We start from the raw sequence: 4,104 nt of genomic DNA on the forward strand, positions 1-4,104 counted from the left end.
GGAAGGCTGCGCCGGGGTCAGGCCTTGTTTCCGGTGTTCAGCGAGGGGCGAGACGACGACGTGTTCGGAAACATTGTCAACGTCACCGACCCGCTGGGGAACGAGACGGTTTATACTTAGAACCGTATGAATCAACTGGTGACCGAGGGCAAGGTGTACGGCAGCGGAACACAGAATCGCAGCTACGCTTATGACGCCGCAGGGAACCTGCGGTCGCTGGTCGATCGTAATGATCGGCGGACCGAGTGGGCCTACGACAACCGCTACCGCGTGAGCAGCGAAACATGGAGAACCTGCGCCAGCGTCGATCGCACCTTGACCTACGCTTACGACACCTCAGACCGCACGACGTCCATCGACGATTCCGACCCGCTGGCCACCGATTTCCAGTTCGCCTACGACAACCGGCTGGTCGAGTTCGCTTCCTACCGCGACGGCACCGAGACCAGTTACGGTTACGATAGCCGTGATCAATTGACTTCGGCGACCACCGCGGCGATCACAGGACTCAGCCAACCGTTCGGTCTGGCGTCCAGTGAATCGTACGACTTCGACGCCGGCGGCAACCGCAAGTCCTCCGGCGGCTCGTCGCAATCGGCTTCCCATACGCACAACCAGCTGCAGACCGATGGCACGTACAACTACACCTACGACGACGAGGGAAACACGCTTTCCAAGACCTCGATCGCGACGGGTGAAGTGACCGAGTACGCGTGGGACCACCGCAACCGACTGGTGCTTGTCACCGAGCGAGTTTCGGCCGGCGGCACGATCACCCAGCAGGTCGAGTTCATTTACGACGCCTTCGATCAGCGGGTCGGCAAACGCGTCGACAGCGACGGCGACGGCACTTGGGATCGGGACGAAGCCTTCGTGTGGGCCGACGGCCAGACGGTGCTGCGGTTTGTCGACAGCGACGGCGAAGCGGTAAGCGAATCGTTCCGCATCGCGAACCGTTACCTGTACGGCGACGCCGTGGACGAGGTCCTGGCCGACGAGCAGTACGCTGCCGGCAGCGAGCCAGCGGTCAACTCCAGCACGGCCAGCACAACAGCGGGCGAAACGCTGTGGACCATCGCCGACCACCTAGGCAGCGTACGTGATCTCGTCGACAACAACGGCGTCGTCCGCCAGCACGTGGCTTACGACAGCTTTGGCAATCGGCTGGTCGAGCAGGATTACGACGCCAGCGGGACCGCGATCGCGAGCAGCCACGCCAGCGCCGTGGACACCCTATTCGGCTACACGGGCCGCGACTGGGACGCCGACGTCGAGCTACAAAACAACCGCGCCCGCTGGTACGACCCCACCACCGGCCGCTGGCTCAGCCAAGACCCCATCGGCTTCGCTGCGGGTGACGCGAACCTTTATCGGTATGTGGGCAATGGGCCGACGACGAAGATCGATCCGAGTGGGTTGGAATGGGTCACCAGCCACAGTACAGTTTCCGGTCCGCTAGTCTGGATCTACACAGGTGTATGGGAGGTTGATACGGAAATCTATTATGGAGCGACCGATCAAGGCGGAGAATCGGTCAAGGAGAATCCAGCCCGCACCGCCCTAATGGCTGGTGCAGAAATTGATCCAACGCCGATATTTCCAATCTGCAATGAAGTTATAAATGGTGGGATTGAAGGCAAACCGGCCGGGCAAATTGGACAAGACATCTTAGTCAATGCGGCACCTGGGCCTAATCCTAACATTGCAAAGAAAATTCCCGGCGTGAAGCGTTTATTTGGTGCAGTCCCAGTTAATAAGATTGATGATGTAGCGGATGCCCCAAATCCAACAGCAGCGACGCGTGCGACTGAAATTCACCAAGCAGTTCCCGCCGCAACGCAACGTCGTACGACGGTTGCAGTGACCGAAACTGCACAGGGCACCCGTATCGTTAGCAGTAGTGAGAAGAGGTTGCGACCTGCGCAACGACGGTTGCTCGGTCCGAATGAGGTAGAAGGCGTCGGTCTCGGACATGCGGAAGTGACAGGAGTCAATGCGGCAGGGAGCCAAGGACTAACGCCAACGGGTACGGCTGCGAGTCGGCCGACATGTCCTAGTTGTGATGAATTTCTTCAGCAGAACAAAGTTGCTCCCCTAAGTCCGCTGAAGAAGCCAAGAGGAGGTAAGTAGACATGCCAAAGCTGCGTTTTGACGAAGCTGCCCTGGAAGTTCAGCTCAGTCGGATGTCGATGAGAGCAAGACTTGCGTTCGCACTTCTATGTTGCGAACGGATGTTACCGAACTATCGTGCCTTCGCTACACAAGAGGATTTTGGTGAGCCAGATGTTCTTCGGCAGACACTCGATGAATTCTGGGACTTTCTTGAAAAGGAAGATGAGATCCCAGCATCGGCAGGCAAGACTCGCTGTGAGGAGTTGGCACCAGACACCGAGGAGTTTGAGTCACTGTTGACGTCGCCCGCATTGGACGCAGCGGTTGCAGTCGCAACGCTGTTCGACGTCGTCGGTTCGGAAAGCCCGAATCCAACTCTTGAAATTGCGTGTTTAGCGCGCGACACAGTTGACATGTACGTTCAAGAAATTGAATCGATGGATAGTTCGAGTCCGACGCTTGAAGATCAGATAGCAGATCATGTGTTAATGCAGAAAGAAATTGAAAAACAGCAGAGCGATTTGGCGTTGCTAGATGGCGAATGGAGTGTTGACGAATTGCGGTCAAGATCAGCAGATAGCAATATCGCGTTAACGTGATGCTCATTGATCGCCGCGACAAACGACGGCGATCAAAGGGGTCAGCGACGGTCTTACTTTTGGTCAACATTGATTCGGAAAAAGATTTCCGAATCCCTTGCTGGAAAGTCCAGCGTACCTGGGGGCCAGCCCCCAAACCCCCGAGATTTTTAAAGGCATGGCGAGTGGTGTTCGATGTGACATGCCGTAGACTCAAAGTGCTCGGTGAAACGGAGGTCGGCTCTGGTGAGAACCAACTGGCCAAGGGATAGCCGAGTCGATGGTGCGTCGATAGCGATAAGCCGGGGCGGTGTCTTGTGGCGACTCGAATGGTGTTCACAAGGCACCGCCTTTTGACCGTTCACGCCACAGCTCGTCGTTGCGAACCATTGTGTTCATGATGCTCAGCAGCTTCCGCATGCAGGCAACGATCGCCACTTTGGACTCTTTGCCTTTGCTCTTCAGGTGAGCGTAATACGACTTGAGCACTGGGTTGTGGCGGATGCCCACGACAGCTGACATGTAAAGCACTCGGCGAACCTTTGCACGCCCTCCGCCGATAAAACGCTTGCCCGACTTTTTGCCCGAATCGCGATTGATTGGAGCGACACCGACCAGCTTGGCAATCTGCTCGCGATTGAGTTTCCCCAGCTCTGGCAGCGACGTAATCAAGGTGGAAATCAGCACCGGGCCGACGCACTTGATCGAGTCGAGAATCTCGATCAATCGTGTGTTTTCTTCGTCAACTTTGAGCATTTTGGCCAGCTCGCTGTCGATCTGTTTCAGCTGGTTTTTCAAGCAATCCAGCACGGTTCGAATGCTTTGCTTGGCATCTTCGTCCCAAGTTTGCTTGAGGCGATTGTTCTCCTGATTGATCAAGCCCAGGAGTTGGTCGCGCCGATCGACGAGAGCTCGATGCTTCTTCTCATGCTCTGACTTGCAAGCGATGGGCGCAGGCTGGACGACCTGGCCGTAACGTAAGATCACCTCGGCATCGATGGGATCGGTTTTCGCATCGATGCCAATGCCTTTGGCAAAGTCACGAACTCGGCGCGGGTTGACAACGGCAGCCTCGATCCCGAAATTCTCCAACTGATGCAGCAGCATCTTTTCATAGCCACCGGTCCCTTCCATGACGACGAGGGTGCGTACCTTCTTTCGCTTCAGCTTCTTACACAGTTCCTCCGTGCCATCCTGCGAGTTGTCGAATTGAACGCGGGCTCGTGTATCTGGCCGATACACATCAAGCGACGCTTTCGACACGTCGACACCGACGAAGCAGGTTTCGTTCTTGGTACTCATCAACATCCCATCCTAGTAAATCCGAACTTGCATAGAATGCAGTTCATGCGACGGTTCGGGTTGGTAGATGAACGTCTCGCGATCCCGCTGACCCACGGCATCAAAGTGCCAA

3 protein-coding genes are annotated in these 4,104 nt (G+C 56.3%); 2 read left to right on the top strand and 1 reads right to left on the bottom strand.

Annotated elements, in window-relative coordinates; translation table 11 throughout:
• Positions 1–126 precede the first annotated feature (126 nt).
• Entirely contained in the window at positions 127–2,130 is a 2,004-nt protein-coding gene (locus GE027_RS22320; RefSeq protein ID WP_153559448.1) for an RHS repeat-associated core domain-containing protein, read from the top strand.
• 2 nt (positions 2,131–2,132) lie between these two features.
• On the top strand, positions 2,133–2,711 hold the full coding sequence (locus tag GE027_RS22325; protein ID WP_153559449.1) for a DUF416 family protein: 579 nt from the start codon (positions 2,133–2,135) through the stop codon (positions 2,709–2,711).
• Positions 2,712–3,026: 315 nt separating this feature from the next.
• Here the strand turns inward: GE027_RS22325 and GE027_RS22330 are convergent, their stop codons facing one another.
• Positions 3,027–3,992 (bottom strand): IS110 family RNA-guided transposase, encoded by a 966-nt coding sequence (locus GE027_RS22330; protein WP_162006892.1) that lies wholly within the window; start codon positions 3,990–3,992, stop codon positions 3,027–3,029.
• Between the last annotated feature and the right edge of the window lie 112 nt (positions 3,993–4,104).

Origin of the sequence: Roseimaritima sediminicola (genome assembly GCF_009618275.1) — a bacterium.
GTDB classification, from domain to species: Bacteria; Planctomycetota; Planctomycetia; order Pirellulales; family Pirellulaceae; genus Roseimaritima; species Roseimaritima sediminicola.